The 13,781-nt window shown below is 39.6% G+C and carries 22 protein-coding genes and 1 tRNA gene; 16 read left to right on the top strand and 7 right to left on the bottom strand.

The window, feature by feature from the left end; genetic code table 11:
• Window positions 1-92 precede the first annotated feature (92 nt).
• Window positions 93-1,346, top strand: coding sequence for an MFS transporter (locus GPS65_RS15490; protein WP_144481937.1), 1,254 nt, complete (start codon window positions 93-95; stop codon window positions 1,344-1,346).
• Between the two features lie 78 nt (window positions 1,347-1,424).
• Window positions 1,425-1,739 carry an MTH1187 family thiamine-binding protein gene (locus tag GPS65_RS15485; protein WP_034662003.1) on the top strand — a complete coding sequence of 105 codons (315 nt, stop codon included), beginning with the start codon at window positions 1,425-1,427 and terminating at the stop codon, window positions 1,737-1,739.
• Between the two features lie 224 nt (window positions 1,740-1,963).
• Here the strand turns inward: GPS65_RS15485 and GPS65_RS15480 are convergent, their stop codons facing one another.
• On the bottom strand, window positions 1,964-2,137 hold the full coding sequence (locus GPS65_RS15480) for a DUF2759 domain-containing protein (protein ID WP_003217333.1): 174 nt from the start codon (window positions 2,135-2,137) through the stop codon (window positions 1,964-1,966).
• Window positions 2,138-2,294: 157 nt separating this feature from the next.
• Between GPS65_RS15480 and GPS65_RS15475 the strand changes: the two genes are divergently transcribed.
• Window positions 2,295-2,933, top strand: coding sequence for an MBL fold metallo-hydrolase (locus GPS65_RS15475; RefSeq protein ID WP_119125113.1), 639 nt, complete (start codon window positions 2,295-2,297; stop codon window positions 2,931-2,933).
• A 47-nt stretch (window positions 2,934-2,980) separates the two neighbouring features.
• Here GPS65_RS15475 and GPS65_RS15470 read toward each other — a convergent pair whose 3' ends face one another.
• Complete coding sequence (locus GPS65_RS15470; RefSeq protein WP_003217440.1) at window positions 2,981-3,223, bottom strand: DUF2626 domain-containing protein; 243 nt, start codon at window positions 3,221-3,223, stop codon at window positions 2,981-2,983.
• 213 nt (window positions 3,224-3,436) lie between these two features.
• On the opposite strand from GPS65_RS15470, the gene GPS65_RS15465 reads away from it, so the two are divergent.
• Window positions 3,437-3,817, top strand: coding sequence for a Spx/MgsR family RNA polymerase-binding regulatory protein (locus GPS65_RS15465; protein ID WP_003217382.1), 381 nt, complete (start codon window positions 3,437-3,439; stop codon window positions 3,815-3,817).
• Window positions 3,818-3,870: 53 nt separating this feature from the next.
• Here the strand turns inward: GPS65_RS15465 and GPS65_RS15460 are convergent.
• Window positions 3,871-3,941, bottom strand: a tRNA-Gln gene (locus GPS65_RS15460).
• A 98-nt stretch (window positions 3,942-4,039) separates the two neighbouring features.
• On the opposite strand from GPS65_RS15460, the gene GPS65_RS15455 reads away from it, so the two are divergent.
• From GPS65_RS15455 to GPS65_RS15415, 9 genes are all read left to right on the top strand, one after another.
• Window positions 4,040-4,912 (top strand): STAS domain-containing protein, encoded by an 873-nt coding sequence (locus GPS65_RS15455; RefSeq protein ID WP_012010568.1) that lies wholly within the window; start codon window positions 4,040-4,042, stop codon window positions 4,910-4,912.
• A gap of 438 nt (window positions 4,913-5,350) precedes the next feature.
• Window positions 5,351-6,421 carry a competence type IV pilus ATPase ComGA gene (comGA, locus tag GPS65_RS15450; protein WP_119125111.1) on the top strand — a complete coding sequence of 357 codons (1,071 nt, stop codon included), beginning with the start codon at window positions 5,351-5,353 and terminating at the stop codon, window positions 6,419-6,421.
• On the top strand, window positions 6,363-7,442 hold the full coding sequence (gene comGB / locus GPS65_RS15445) for a competence type IV pilus assembly protein ComGB (RefSeq protein WP_238389106.1): 1,080 nt from the start codon (window positions 6,363-6,365) through the stop codon (window positions 7,440-7,442). The genes comGA and comGB overlap by 59 nt, the downstream gene beginning before the upstream one ends.
• Window positions 7,443-7,458: 16 nt before the next feature.
• Window positions 7,459-7,752, top strand: coding sequence for a competence type IV pilus major pilin ComGC (gene comGC / locus GPS65_RS15440; RefSeq protein WP_012010565.1), 294 nt, complete (start codon window positions 7,459-7,461; stop codon window positions 7,750-7,752).
• Entirely contained in the window at window positions 7,745-8,191 is a 447-nt protein-coding gene (gene comGD / locus GPS65_RS15435) for a competence type IV pilus minor pilin ComGD (RefSeq protein ID WP_119125110.1), read from the top strand. The genes comGC and comGD overlap by 8 nt, the downstream gene beginning before the upstream one ends.
• The gene (gene comGE, locus GPS65_RS15430; RefSeq protein ID WP_119125109.1) at window positions 8,175-8,492 is read left to right on the top strand and encodes a competence type IV pilus minor pilin ComGE; all 318 of its coding nucleotides are present in this window, start codon (window positions 8,175-8,177) and stop codon (window positions 8,490-8,492) included. Before comGD ends, comGE begins: the two co-directional genes overlap by 17 nt.
• Window positions 8,431-8,931, top strand: coding sequence for a competence type IV pilus minor pilin ComGF (comGF, locus tag GPS65_RS15425; RefSeq protein ID WP_162900856.1), 501 nt, complete (start codon window positions 8,431-8,433; stop codon window positions 8,929-8,931). The genes comGE and comGF overlap by 62 nt, the downstream gene beginning before the upstream one ends.
• Window positions 8,928-9,311, top strand: coding sequence for a competence type IV pilus minor pilin ComGG (locus GPS65_RS15420; protein WP_012010561.1), 384 nt, complete (start codon window positions 8,928-8,930; stop codon window positions 9,309-9,311). Before comGF ends, GPS65_RS15420 begins: the two co-directional genes overlap by 4 nt.
• Before the next feature lie 59 nt (window positions 9,312-9,370).
• Window positions 9,371-9,565, top strand: a complete 195-nt coding sequence (locus tag GPS65_RS15415; RefSeq protein WP_012010560.1) for a YqzE family protein — start codon at window positions 9,371-9,373, stop codon at window positions 9,563-9,565.
• 33 nt (window positions 9,566-9,598) lie between these two features.
• On the opposite strand, the gene GPS65_RS15410 is transcribed toward GPS65_RS15415, so the two are convergent.
• Window positions 9,599-9,877: a DUF3889 domain-containing protein gene (locus GPS65_RS15410; RefSeq protein WP_061827416.1), complete on the bottom strand. Its 279-nt coding sequence runs from the start codon at window positions 9,875-9,877 to the stop codon at window positions 9,599-9,601.
• Window positions 9,878-10,176: 299 nt separating this feature from the next.
• On the opposite strand from GPS65_RS15410, the gene tapA reads away from it, so the two are divergent.
• The 3 genes from tapA to tasA are packed head-to-tail and all read left to right on the top strand — an operon-like array spanning window position 10,177 to window position 12,186.
• Window positions 10,177-10,704, top strand: a complete 528-nt coding sequence (gene tapA / locus GPS65_RS15405) for an amyloid fiber anchoring/assembly protein TapA (protein WP_119125107.1) — start codon at window positions 10,177-10,179, stop codon at window positions 10,702-10,704.
• 51 nt (window positions 10,705-10,755) lie between these two features.
• Entirely contained in the window at window positions 10,756-11,328 is a 573-nt protein-coding gene (gene sipW / locus GPS65_RS15400) for a signal peptidase I SipW (protein ID WP_088000357.1), read from the top strand.
• A 57-nt stretch (window positions 11,329-11,385) separates the two neighbouring features.
• Window positions 11,386-12,186 (top strand): biofilm matrix protein TasA, encoded by an 801-nt coding sequence (gene tasA / locus GPS65_RS15395; protein WP_012010556.1) that lies wholly within the window; start codon window positions 11,386-11,388, stop codon window positions 12,184-12,186.
• 67 nt (window positions 12,187-12,253) lie between these two features.
• Here the strand turns inward: tasA and sinR are convergent, their stop codons facing one another.
• From sinR to GPS65_RS15380, 3 genes are all read right to left on the bottom strand, one after another.
• Window positions 12,254-12,589: a transcriptional regulator SinR gene (gene sinR, locus GPS65_RS15390; protein ID WP_012010555.1), complete on the bottom strand. Its 336-nt coding sequence runs from the start codon at window positions 12,587-12,589 to the stop codon at window positions 12,254-12,256.
• Between the two features lie 33 nt (window positions 12,590-12,622).
• The gene (locus tag GPS65_RS15385) at window positions 12,623-12,787 is read right to left on the bottom strand and encodes an anti-repressor SinI family protein (protein ID WP_003217357.1); all 165 of its coding nucleotides are present in this window, start codon (window positions 12,785-12,787) and stop codon (window positions 12,623-12,625) included.
• Between the two features lie 182 nt (window positions 12,788-12,969).
• The gene (locus GPS65_RS15380; protein WP_161985455.1) at window positions 12,970-13,767 is read right to left on the bottom strand and encodes a YqhG family protein; all 798 of its coding nucleotides are present in this window, start codon (window positions 13,765-13,767) and stop codon (window positions 12,970-12,972) included.
• Window positions 13,768-13,781 lie beyond the last annotated feature (14 nt).

The following is a 13,781-nucleotide window of genomic DNA, read 5'->3' as shown; positions in this document are numbered from 1 at the left end:
ATGATAGGGTAATTGACGAAGGCCACCTTGTGAGCTATTGTGAAAGGTGTGGATGTAAAAAAAAGGATATGTTTTTAGGGAGATGTCGATTATTGAGTGCTCAAAGCCTGTGGAAAAGGAATTTCTCTTACTTATTTATGTCTAAAATGTGCAAAATAACAGCTGATAGTTTATCTTTCAACACCATCTTGTGGCTTTTAGTACTAGGCGGAAAAGGGGCAATTGGAACAGCCTTTTTTATTGCGGTTAGCTTTGTTCCGCAAGCTATTGTTGGGCCGCTAATTACCCCAATGATGAAGCCGCATCAACTGAAATTTTGGATGTGTTTTGCTGATTTAACTAGAGGAGCAATCATTCTTGTGATCGTCATCAGTTACTTTTATGGTTTTACGCCACTAGCACTTGTTATTGGCTGTATGCTGCTTCATTCGGCAACTGGTGGCTCCTACGAACCGGCCTCTGTATCCATTATTCCAAAGCTTGTCCATGAGGACCTCATACAAAAAGCGAATGCAACCATCCAATCAGCAAGTCATGTAGTCAGGCTTGTGACGGTTACGGTTTGTGGGGTCATGATTGCGTTTGTAGGAGTAGGATATACAATGCTCGTGATCATTCCTCTTTATCTCTTATCCGCTTTACTCGTAGTCATCATTACATATGAAACAGAAATCATCATCGATCAAGCCAAAAAAGGGCTATCATACGGAAAAAGATTGATTCGAGGATTTTCACTTGTGAGAAAGCATCATATTTTGTTTCCATTGGCGATTTTTTGTGTTTGTTCGAACTTTGCTGCCGCACCATGGGAAGCATTGTCTGTTATTTATTTAACAGAGGATTTACACAGTGGACCCGTGATCTATTCATTGATTAAAGTCACAACGGCACTAGGTGCATTCTTGATGGGGTTTGTTTTGACAAAGGTAAAAGTGAATCGGTATGGGCTGCTGTTTATAGGTGCCGGGATTGTTGACGGAATTTCGTTCTTTATCACAGGCATGAACGCATTTTTACCACTTGTATTTATATCAGCCTTTGCATTAGGTGCCGCCATCAGTGCAGTCAACGTGCCTGAACATACAATGATTCAATTGTCTGTAAAAGCAGAGGATCAGCCGCAAGTGTATGCAATTATCAATATGATTTCCTTCTTCATGATCCCATTAGGCGCTCTCATTGGCGGTTATATGGCAACACAATTTGGGTCAGGCTACGTTATAGCGGCTGGCGGCATCATTGAAGCTGTGTCAGGGATATGCCTGCTGCTATTCACAAAGATTGGGAAGGTAAAGAGGTCGGATTTGACGATAGAACGAGACAAACCTTCTTTAAATGCAACGTGAGCGTGGCTTGATGGATTGTGAATAGGTTACAATGAGGACGAGAAAACATGAGGAATTCAATGGAAAGGGGCAATAAACATGGCCATAGCAGATGTCACGATCATTCCAATTGGCACTGAAACACCAAGTGTCAGTGCTTATGTAGCAGATGTACAAAGAATTTTAGAAGGTTTTCAAAAAGAAGGGAAAATCAATTATCAATTAACACCAATGAATACGTTAATTGAAGGTGAGCTATCCGTTTTATTTGAAGTCATTCAGCGCATTCATGAAGCACCTTTTGAAAAGGGATTGCACCGCGTAGCGACCAATATTCGCATAGATGACAGGCGGGATCAAACCACAACGCTTACAAGCAAAATAGAAAGCGTGAATAAGCATTTGAATCAATAAAAAAAGCCTGCTCTATGCAGGCTTTCAGCATGTAGATAAACCCTCGCATTCTTTGTCAGGTCTGCGCTCCGATGCTCACGAATGTCAAATTCGCTCCGCTTCGGTACTCGCCCTTTCTAGACTGCAAAGGTTTTCATATCACGCTGAAAAGAAGACAAAGGGCTAAAATAAAAACCATTTTAGCCCTTTGTCAATCATTTAAAAAGCCTGCAAATAGCAGGCTTTTAATGTGCAGTTGGATAACCGCTATAGATGATGGTCATGACAGTAAACCAGCCAAAAACCAAAAATGTTGCGCCAGCAAAAGCGATTGCAAGTACATTCACTTTTTTAAGTGAACGATAGATCCCGAGTGCAGCTAAAATCGTGACTAGACCAAAAATAATGACGAGCATCATGTGAAAGTCCCCCTTTGTCATCAATCCCCTTGATTTCCTTTCTTTTCATTTTAACCGTTTTCATAAAGCTTGTCGAGTAGATTCCAGTTGACGATTGTTTGAATTTTTATTGTGTAGCCTTCATAATAAAAAAGAATGAATAAAGTAGGTGATGAAAATGAATTGGAGAAGAATGCCACTAGGCTATGTACAAGCGAATGCGTATATTTGGAAAAATGAGAACGGAGAATGCTTAATCTTTGATCCAGGCGGTGAAGCACAAAAGCTGATTTCCTATGTAAAAGAGAAACAGCTCACACCGCTTGCTGTCTTACTGACACATGCTCATTTTGATCATATCGGTGCCGCAGATGAGGTGCGCGCAGAGTGGGGAGTGCCACTCTATGTACACGAGAATGAAAAAGAATGGCTCACGAACGCTGAATTAAACGGTTCAGCTCGATTGATTGGGAATGGAATAACGGTTAAAGAAGCTGAAAAATTAATTACGTCAGAAGGAACTCTTCAAATTGGATCGTTTACATTAGAGATGTTCCACACTCCTGGGCATTCGCCAGGCAGTGTATCTTACTATTCGGCGGAAGAAGGATTTGTGATTTCTGGTGACACGCTATTTGAAGGCGGCATCGGGAGAACAGATTTAGTAGAGGGCAGTCAAGAAGTGCTGCTTCAATCAATTCATAACAAATTATTGTCATTACCAGAATCAACTCTTGTTTTAAGTGGACATGGCGGTGAAACGACTGTACTCACGGAGCAGGAACAAAATCCATTTATCAATGGTTTTTCTCTTTAAATGTATGAAAAAAAGCATCTCTTTTGATAGAGATGCTTTTTTTTCAATTAATGTCCGGTACCGGGAACCATGATGAAAATCGAATAATATGTAAATCCGGCAAAGAAAATCGTCAAGTACGCTCCGAAAATGTAAATATACATTCTTTCGGATAAATTCAAGTAGGATAAAAATACAAAAAGAACGGTTTGACCGAAGAACAGCAACGATGCATCTTTCATATGCCCTAAATAGAACATGACAGCAAAAATACCCGTCCAAAAGCCAAGCACGCGGAACATGCGATTCATTTCTTTCCCTCCCCTTAAAAAAACCCCTTTGATTCATATTATAGCTGATCACCACTTGTTATGTAAACATTTACATTTTTGACAACGTGTGAACATTTATTTTACAAGTAGAAAAAATTTTTTTGAAAAAGTGATCAAAACGTGTTTATGCTGAAATACATGAGGGTACTTACTCCATAAGAGAAAAGGTTAACGACCTAAGGAGGAAGACTAATGAGTGACATTACTTTTTATTCATACCCGAGCTGCACGTCTTGCCGTAAAACAAAACATTGGCTAAAGGCGAATCAAATTGATTTTAAAGAGCGTCACCTTTTCAGAGAAACGCCAACCCTAGAAGAATTAAAAAAGATCCTTTCTTTAACAACAGAAGGAATGGATGAAATTTTAGCCACACGAAGCCAGGCTTTTAAAAGCTTAAATTTAAATATTAATGATTTAAAAGTAAACGAGGTTCTTCAACTTCTCATTGAAAAACCAAAACTGCTTCGAAGACCAATTATCATTGATGGAAATAAATTGGTAGTAGGGTATAATCCCGGAGAACTCATGAAATTATCAAAAAAGAAAGCGATTCATCAATCAGTTTCCTAATAAAAACGAAGATCAGCTGAAACATTGTTCAGCCGTCTTCGTTTTTGTGCTGACTGGGCTAGCTGGGGTCGAACCAACGATCACGGAGTCAAAGTCCATTGCCTTACCACTTGGCTATAGCCCAATATCAAATGTGTAATGATATTGTTCACCATCTACGGTCATTTATACATAAAAGTTGTATGTCACGAGTTTTAAGTGAAAAAGGAGCGGAAGAAGTAAATGAAGAATGAAAAATCTAAGCAATTATATGAATTTATCCTAAAAGAAGCCCCTGTCATGACCGAAGAATGGCTAAAGACAAGAACAGAAGAAGGCTCATTATATTCTAAGCATGCCTCAGAGGAAACGGAAAAGAAGCTGAAGGAACAGAACACAGCATTTATTCAAACCATTGCAGCAACACTTGTGACGCTGTCAGATAAAGTAGAAAACCATTTGAAAAAGTGGTCTGTTGATATCGCCCGTGATCGAGCAGTGCACGAGGTGCCGTTATATGAAATCATTGGACAATTTAAGATCTTCCGCCACATTTTCTGTTCGAGAATCGAGACATTCACCCAAGAAACAGAGCTTGAAGTGACCTTGCAAGACGTGTGTCAGTGGAATCAGCACTTTCACGCCACATTTGATGATATGATTGAGCGTTTATCAGAAGAATATGACCGCGTGACCCTTAGTCAGCTGAATGCACAAAGAGAGATGATTCAAGAGCTGAGTGCTCCTGTTATTCCAGTATCAAAGGAAATCGGGATTTTGCCACTGATCGGAGAAATCGATACGTACCGGGCCAAAATCATTCTGGAATCCGTGCTAGAACAGGCTTCAAGACTTCGTCTAACGCATTTATTTATTGATATATCTGGTGTACCGGTCGTTGATACGATGGTTGCTTATCAGCTGTTTAAAGTGGTGGATAGCGCGAAGTTACTTGGAATTGAGACGATTATATCAGGGATTCGCCCAGAGATCGCTCAAACTGTAGTGAAACTCGGCATTGATTTCTCAAAAGTAAATACTGAACACAGCCTTGCAAAAGCGTTAGAAAAAAGAGGATTTCGTATCTTTGAAGAGCAGCAACAAGAAGCAACATGATCAAAAAACCTGTACTTGTAAGGGACTGACCCCATAAAGTGAGACAAATAAAAACACCTTTAAATTGAAAATCGGGTATAGCATATCTGAAAACAATTTGGAGGTGTTTTTTGTATGGGAAAAAGAGTTAGTTATCCGATTAGTGTAAAAGAAATATTGATTATTATAACAATATCCGAATTCAATTGAAATTAAACAACCAGTCACCAAAAGAGTTTCGGCAACTGGCTGTTTTATAAAGGTGTTTTGATCCCTGTCTCAAAAACGGGGGTCAGTTCCTAAAAGTCAGGTTTTTTTATATGCACTTTTTTAAAAAATCACGTTTTCCATCGCAAGCTGATGATTTTTTCGTTTGATTAGGCGTTAAAAAGTAAAATTGCACTTTTGTCAGACAGATTCCTCCGACTTACAATATGGTCAGAGAAGGGAGTGAACCATTTGTATGGGATTGAATATTTAGGACAAGAGCTGCTAGAAGAAGCATGCCGCATGAGAGCATCTGATGTGCACATTGTTCCAAAGGAAAAGGAAGCGTCGGTATCTTTCCGCGTAGACTCAGATTTAATCCAGCAGCGAACCATTGATAAAAAAACCGGCGAGCGGCTCATTGCTCATTTTAAATTTTTATCTTCTATGGATATCGGGGAAAAAAGGAGACCGCAAAATGGGTCATTAACTGTGATGCTAAGAAGCGGCCAGGTGTTTATTCGAATGTCTACCTTACCAACTGTAAATGATGAGAGTTTAGTGATTAGAATATTGCCACAGGATCATGTTCCGAAAATAAAGCATCTGTCACTATTTCCGAAAGCCTCCACCAGATTATTATCGTTTTTGAATCATTCGCATGGGCTGATTTTATTTACCGGTCCAACCAATTCAGGGAAAACAACAACCCTCTATTCATTGATCCAGTTTGCAAAAAAGAATTTCAATCGAAATATTATTACACTTGAAGATCCAGTAGAAACAAGAAATGAAGAAGTGTTACAGGTTCAAGTAAATGAAAAAGCCGGCATCACATATGCCGCAGGATTACGCGCTATTTTAAGACATGATCCAGATATGATTGTGCTAGGAGAAATAAGAGATGCTGAAACGGCCCGAACGGCAATTAGAGCAGCGCTGACAGGCCATTTAGTGATGAGTACACTCCATGCGAAAAATGCAAAAGGAGCCCTTTATCGTATGCTTGAATTTGGTGTCACAATGAATGAACTTGAACAAACAATGGTGGCGATTGCTGCGCAGCGATTAATTGATCTCACCTGTCCTTTTTGCGGAGAAACATGTCAGCTTTACTGTAAATTAAATCGACCGGTCAGACGAACAAATGTATTTGAACTGCTGTTCGGAAAAGAGCTTGGTGAGTGTATCAAGGAGGCAAAAGGAGAATATGCTCACTCGTCATATGAAACACTGCAAAGATTAATTCGTAAAGGAGTGGCACTTGGCTATTTATCGAAAAACACCTATCATCGCTGGGTTTATGAAGAAGCAAGCCTCTAAAGCGTGGTCTAAAAAGGGTCAAGCGGAATGTCTATCAAAACTTTCTCAATTGATTCAGGCTGGATATACATTGATTGAGGCATTAACAATGGTGAATATTCAGTTGTCGAATAAACAACAGCAACAATTAACACCGGGCATTCAGTGGTTGCTCGAAGGGGAGCCTTTTTATATTGTGCTAGAAAAACTCCAATTTCAGCGGGAAGTCATCGCCATTTTAAGTTTCTCCGAAAAGCATGGCAGTCTAGCAACAGCACTTGAACAAAGCGCACGGTTTTTAGAGAAAAAAATCAAACAGACAGACATGTTTAAACGCATGTTACGTTACCCAATTTTCCTCATCTTTACGGTTTTGATCGTGCTCATTCTTGTTCAGCAAATGATCATTCCTCAATTTTCTCTCTTGTACTCCTCGATGGATACCCGAATGTCATGGTTGATTCAAGGTATGTTTGGACTTTTCCAATTGCTGCATGTATCTCTCCTTCTCATCGGCTGTGCGTGTATTTGTCTGACTGGATACTATACGTTCTTTTTTAGGAAAAAATCCACCCTTGAGAAGCTGAGAGTACTCAACAGATTTCCTTTTTTATATAAAGGAATGCGGCTCATGCATACGTACCTTTTCTCTCTACAGTTAAGCGGACTGCTTCAGGCTGGATTATCGATGTACGAGAGCTTGCTAGCTTTTAAGCAGCAAAGCTACTTACCCTTTCTTCAAGAAATATCAGTACAGATGATTGAAGAGTTAAGAAAAGGAGAGAGCATGGCATATCAAGTGAGCATTTCTCCATTTTTTGAAAAACATTTTGCAGCTGTCATCGAGCATGGTGAAGCGAGCGGAATGCTTGCAAGAGAAATGTACACGTACAGCCAATTTCTATTAGAGAATGCAGAGCTAAAAATTGAAAAATGGGTGTCGTGGCTGCAGCCGGTTATCTATGGTCTGACGGCAATTCTAATACTCATTGTGTATTTATCTATTCTTTTACCAATGTATCAACTGATGGAACAAGTGTAAGAAGGAGGACAAAGCCATGAATGATAAAGGATTTACTCTGTTAGAAATGTTAATTGTCATGCTTGTGATTTCAATTCTTTTACTTATTACCATTCCGAATATCACTCGTCATCATCAAACGATTCAAGCAAAGGGCTGTGAAGGGCTTAAATCAATGGTGAGCACACAGGTGATGGCATATGAATTAGAGCACGATGGCAGAACACCATCTTTAGCTGAATTAGAAAAAGAAGGCTATGTCAAAAAGGGATTAACGTGTCCTAATGGAAAAGCGATTGTCATTCAAAACGGCCATGTGAAGCATGAATAAATTAATTTTTCATGAGAAGGGTTTTACCCTCATAGAACAGCTAATGATCTTACTGGTTTTATCGATTCTAATGTTGATCATAGGAGTGAAAATCCCAAATGTAATAGAAGGCGCTGAAGCGAAAAGACAAGTGAACATCATGAAACAGGATTTTCAATTGGCTGCTTATACTGCATTTGTTAAAAAAACACGTGTGTATGTGGAATTCCATCTGCCACATGTATCGTATCAAGTAATCGATCAAAAGGATGGTGAAGTCATTGCTTCTTTTCAGCATCAAAAAGGAAGCATTAAGGCTTCTACATTTCCACAAGGTATCTATTTTAATGTTAACGGACATCCGAGCAGCGGCGGGTCTCTTATCATTCAATTTGGCAGCCAAACGTATAAGCTCACGATATATTTAGGAAGCGGGCGAATCCATGTTCAAAAGCAATAGAGGGTTTAGTACGATTGAAACGCTGTTTGCTTGTCATATCTTCCTATTTGCAGCCATTGTGCTTATGCCAGCCTATGAAAAAATCATGATAGGGAAAAAGGAAGTAAGAGCCAAACTTGAAGCTTACCAAATTTTGCATGAACAGATGAATGAATCGTTCATAGATGGTACAAAATCTTCTGTCAAAAAGAAGCGAGGCGACATCACATATGTATTCAATTGGGATAAAGAGAAGGGATGTGTATCATACAACTTACACAAAAAGCAGACCATATGCTTTCACCAGACTGATGAACGGTGAACAAGGTTTTACGCTTGTCCAGGCTCTATGGCAATTGCAGCTATTTTTGTTCCTTTCTTTTGGCTGTGTCCTGCTCTTTTCAACAGCTTCGAAAGCTCATCCTTTTGAAGAGATGAACCGATTCTCACAAATGGAGTGGAAACAGACTGTCCTGCAATTAGATGAAGAATTAAGCCGAGCAACGGCTATTCGATCGGTGCAAGGAGGTAAAGCGTTAGAATATGTATCTGATAAAGGGCGAGTCGTAACGATTGAGCCATATCAAGAGATGCTTCGAAAGAGAATGGATCAGGCAGGCCATCTTCCTTTATTACAAAAGGTCAAAGAATGTCGCGTGAGGACTAATCAGTATAGGGCTATTCTTAAAGTTACAGATGAATCTGGTAAGGTGTATGAAGCCGTTTTTTTCATATATAAAGGAGTGGTTCCTACATTGTGAAAAGGGAAGGAGGATTTATTTATCCGCAAGTACTGGCTGTGATTCTATTTTTTCTTTTGATCCTAGGGGCGATGACGATTGGGTTTCAAAAAGAGCTGAGAAGTGTAGAGCTGACGATTTCGTTTTATAAAAAACAGCAGCTTTTCCGGGTGGGGGTGAGTGAAGCTGTCCGTACATTACATCATTTGTGTGAAAAGCAGCATACCCCTATTGACACTGAAGAAGGCCGAGTGACATTAAAGCAGGTGACATGTGATCAAAAGAAAAATCGTATCAGCATGTTAGTTAGTGTGAAAACAAAAGATGGTTTATCAGATGAACGGGAACTCGTGCTGGATGGGCAGACCGGTGAAATCATGAGATGGGCAAACCGTGAATAGCCAGTGTATAAAATGATCCTCTTCCTGGTAACACTTGAAGAAAGAAGAGGTGAATATGCTTGAAAACCAATGATTATGTAAAATATATGACGCAGGAAATCATTAAATATATGAATACACCGCGAGACGAACGGAAGGAACATAAACAAGAGAAATTGCAAACGAAACCGCCATTTTCACAGCGTTTATTTGGGGTTTTGCCGTTTGGATTTTCAATGATGCTAAAAAAACGTAAACGACATCGTCAAAAGTAAAAAGCCGCCAGCAGGCGGTTTTTTTATGCCTCTTTAGCTATATTCTTCTACAACAATCACTTTATTGACCTTGTTTGAGTAAGGGTTATAAGAAATAGTGACATATACCCCAAATTCTTTGGTGTGGTCTTTTAACGTAATATGATACTGTTTCACAGATTCCTTCTCACGATGACGGTCCCATACTTTTTGTTTGAATAAGACTTGCGTTAGCGGATATCGTTTCTTTGCTTCTTTGACTGCCCGTGTTTCCCATTGATCTGCTGCGGCAAGGAAACCTCTCGCATCCGCAGGATTGGCGTCTAGTATCATAGGACCAAATAGTAAACTGAGCATGATTATCAGCTTTCCATATTTCACTTCACATCACCTCATCTACTATTATTCTGACCAAATGATGCACTTTTATGTAAATTTTTAAGAAGTACAAATGTCACACAAAAAAATATTGAATACGGCGAAAGAATGAGAAAATGGAAGAAATTTCTCGTAATCATTCTTGTTTAAGAACAAAATGGACTAATTTGACGTTTTGGGTTTTATAGGTATTTCCTTATACTGTATGTAATCGTTCTTTTTAAAGAACAATCGTTCAAGGAGTTGGAGAATGAATGAAACAGTCGCTCTTTGTACTCTTTTGTGCCATTTTTTTGATCTTCACGTCTCTCTTGATCTCAACAACGAACGCTTCGTTTAACGATGTTGAGCACTCAAACTTTGTCATGAAAACATGTGAAAATTTTGAACAAACGGATCAGCATTGTCAGCCTATCAAATGGGATAGAAGTGATTTGGAACTCATCGATCAAACAATGATCAAAGGAACAGTCTGCGCACCTCAAAGCTTGAGCATCACATTAAAAAATAGTGGACAACCTATTGCACACTCTGAATGGAAATGGGAATTACATAAAGTGAAAAGCGAGCAGAAGCCGTTACAAGATGGTCATATTCTTGAAAAAGGCTCTATACAGTCCCTGCTTTCACAAGAAACAACCACTGTCACGACAGATAAAGCAAAAAGGAATGGAATTTATGCGTTTAAAATCTATTATCCTAAAGGTTTTGAAGGATCTGAAGAGGCATTTATATGGTCTAAACCTATGCAGCTCGCAAAGTGTCCAGAAAAGGTATCTTAAATGGAGCTGTCTTTGAAATGAAATAATGATAGGTAAAGGGGAGAAGAGGTCATGAAAAAATGGATGAAGATGTCAGGAAGTATTCTTTATGTGGTGGTATTCACGGTGATGATTGCATGTATTATTGTCGTATTGTCATCAAGAACGACAGGAGGAGATCCTCAAATTTTCGGTTATCAATTCAAGCAAGTATTATCTGGCTCAATGGAACCGGAATTTTCGACTGGCTCACTCATTGTCGTAAAAGAAGTGACTTCACCGGAGTCGCTTAAAAAAGGAGATATTATCACGTTTCAAACGAAGCAGGACCAGTCATATGTGACCCACCGAATTGTTGGGGTGAAAGGCAAGGGATCAAATAAAGCCTTTGAGACGAAAGGTGATCAGAATATGTATCAGGACGGCACACTAGTAAAAGCGGATCAGGTGACTGCGCAGTATACGGGTGTGAACATTCCTTATGCAGGAAAGCTTCTTTCGTATGCAGGAACTTCGGCTGGAACCGCGTTGCTGCTCATTATACCAGGTGTGATGCTGCTCGTTTATTCAACTCTTCATTTTGTGGGAGCTGCAAAACATCGAAGACACACGGCTGATTTACAGATGTCAGAGGAACAAGCTTAAATTTTCGTTTGTAACCTAAGTAGGTTTCAATAAAACAATTTATTAGGGGGTTCATTTATGGCAAAGAAAAGGTCAATTCGTTTAGGTGTATTATCAGGGGCTTTAGGCCTGGCATTAATCGGTGGGGGGACATGGGCGGCGTTTAATGATATAGAAACGGCAAATGCGGTCTACTCGACAGGAGAGCTAGATTTATCTGCAAAAGAGAACTCCGGCGCCATCAACCTTTCAAACTTAAAACCTGGTGATCGCATCAAGAAGGAATTTAATTTTGAAAATAAAGGATCACTTGCGATCAATCAAGTGCTGATGAGTCTTGATTACAGCCAGTATCAGGATGGAGCTTCCGCAAAAAAGGGCGGTAAGAATACAGCTGAAGAATTTCTTAGTCAGTTTCAGGTGAGTGTTCTGACGGTTGGAGCCGAAGGTGGAAATGGTTATCCGAAAAATATTATCTTAGACGCTGCAAACCTGCTTGACTTGCATCAACTAACGGCAAAACAGGATCAGACCGCATTTGAAAAGCTTCGTCATGCCGTTGATGAGAAGTTTTTACATGAAAGTGGGAAGATTAATGTAGCAACTGTGGATGGAACAGTGGCTCCAGAGTATGACGGTATTCCAAAGAACCCGTTTGATTACGATAAAATGGAAATGATCATTGAATTTGTCAATGACCAGACGAAGGATAAAGATGGTCACTATATCCAAAATAAATACCAAGGCGATGCGATTCAAATTGATCTTTCCTTCGAAGCGACTCAGTGGAATGGTTTAACGATCAATCCCAAAAAGCATACGGATGAAAAAGGCTACGTGAAAGAAAACGAAAAAGCACACAGCGAAGATAAAAAATAAAGCCAGTCTTTAGGCTGATATCAAGTTCTGCATAGCAATTGGAGGAGTATGCGCTAAAATGTGCGCTTTACTCCTCTTCTTGCTTTTTTCTCCAGATTTGATAATCTAAAAATTCACGAAATTGCTTTTTCGAAACCCCTGATGTCATTGCATCTCGAACTAGTTTTTCCCATTCACTATCTAATTGACCATCGTATTCGGTTTCATCTTTTTCGTGTAACAGTGTATGAACCGAGACGTCCAGAACAGCGGAGACTTTTTCAAGAAATTGAATGGAGGGGTTTGTTTGCAAGTTTCTTTCTATTGAGCTTAAATAAGACTTCGCTACCCCAGCCTTTTCGGCCAGTTCTGATAGTGAGTAGCCTTTTTCATTGCGGTATTGTTTAATACGCTGGCCAATCAATGTCATCACCTTCCTTTCGATATTATAGCACATTCAGAAAGGTTTGATAGAATGACTTCTTACCAGAGGGTGAGACTCAGAGGACTTTTCACTTGATTTAAGGAATTGACGGACTTCTTCAACTGTTAGCCCTGCTTTACGAGCTTCAAGTAATAATTGAACCCATTCACTGTCTAATATGTTCGTTTTCTTTTCCATACAAATACCCTCCTAAAATACTGAATCATGTATTTCAGGCACTTAACGCATGAAATGGAAAGACACAGGTGGTAAGACCTCATAGTTTGCTTGCGTCATTTTTCCGCCCAATACAAACAGACAAACGTTGCTTTTGGCTGATCGAAAATTGTACGTCACATGAAAGGGAGGGGACCTATAGGTCAGCCTCCTCTTTTTTGCTGTAAGTAAAAAAGTCCGCCATTTTCAATCGTAAGACTGATTTTTGGTTCATATAAAGTTTTGAGTGCTTGTCTTTCTATTTCATATTCTACAGACGTGTCTGAAGTCCCTTCATAAAATTGGTTTAAAAGTTCAGTGTCTTCTTTCCATTTTTGAACAGCTCTTACCGCCCAATCATCTGGTTCTTCATGGGCGTAATGCTCCATTAAACTGTAGAGCCGTTTGACTCCGCTTTCTGGCTTGATCATCGTACTCATCGTAAAGCAATAATCGGGAATTTGAGATGACAGCTCACGGGTTTCCAGCTTTTCTTGAAATTGTTCAACGACTTCTCCGCGTATTAGATGAAGTCCTAGTGACAAAAGCTTATCCTTCTTTCGATCTGCGAGATAAGAAATTTTCACATTGAGACCAAGCCAAGGCTCGAGTGCAATCTGATTCTTCATGAGCGGAGTGACTTGTTCATAGAGACGGATAAATCGGCCCTGCTGTTTGACAGCTTCAAAAATTTGAAATAAGCGAGGGGAGCCAAAGTGGATAAATTCACCCTCAATGGTATCATCCACTTTTTTTTGATCGGTGATGAGGGTCAATTGCCGCGGCTCCGGAACTCCACCAGTTTTTTCAAGCCAGTGCCAATAAAAAGGGCGGTTCATAATTAATTTGTCCATCTCAATGGTCAGTTGTACGGTCATATGACCTGTACTTTCTTCTAGTATGTCGCATTGATTTGCCTGAAAGAAACGGAGAAGAAAGGTATGTATGTCACGCTGCTTCATTGGTCAACTCTCCT

It is taken from the genome of Bacillus pumilus (assembly GCF_009937765.1).
Lineage (GTDB): Bacteria > Bacillota > Bacilli > Bacillales > Bacillaceae > Bacillus > Bacillus pumilus_O.
The sequence above is the reverse complement of the archived record's forward strand: the minus strand, read 5'-3'. Positions and strand labels throughout refer to the sequence as shown.